The 463-nt window shown below is 63.3% G+C and carries 1 protein-coding gene; it reads left to right on the plus strand.

The genetic code is table 11. The features are described 5' to 3' along the window. On the plus strand, window positions 1-463 hold a 463-nt coding region (locus J5M56_RS25080), incomplete at both ends, for a PLP-dependent aminotransferase family protein (RefSeq protein WP_207938070.1).

Here is a 463-nt window from a genome sequence, read left to right on the forward strand (position 1 = left end):
TGCCGAGGGTATTCAGGTCGAGCACATTCCCGATGGCACGCGGCTCATTTACGTCACCCCGTCGCACCAGTTCCCGCTGGGTATGGCGATGAGTCAGGCGCGCCGCGAAGCCCTGCTCGCCCGTGCCCATGAACTGGGCGCGATCATCATCGAAGACGATTACGACAGCGAATTCCGCTACGAGGGCCGGCCCACCGACTCGCTGTACAACCTCGATCAGCGCGGTATCGTCGCCTATGTCGGCACCTTCTCGAAAACCTTGCTGCCGGAGTTGCGCCTGGGCTACGCGATCCTGCCGCCGTCGATCATCGAAGCGGTGATTCGCGCCAAACAGCTGACCGATCTGCACGCCTCGACCCTGCCGCAATGGGCGCTGGCCAAGTTCATCGCCGAGGGTTGCCTGCTCAAGCACATCCGCCGCTGCCACACGATCTATGCGCAACGCCGCGAACGCATCCTCGAG

This window comes from Pseudomonas sp. 51_B (genome assembly GCF_017491595.1).
Taxonomy (GTDB): domain Bacteria; phylum Pseudomonadota; class Gammaproteobacteria; order Pseudomonadales; family Pseudomonadaceae; genus Aquipseudomonas; species Aquipseudomonas promysalinigenes.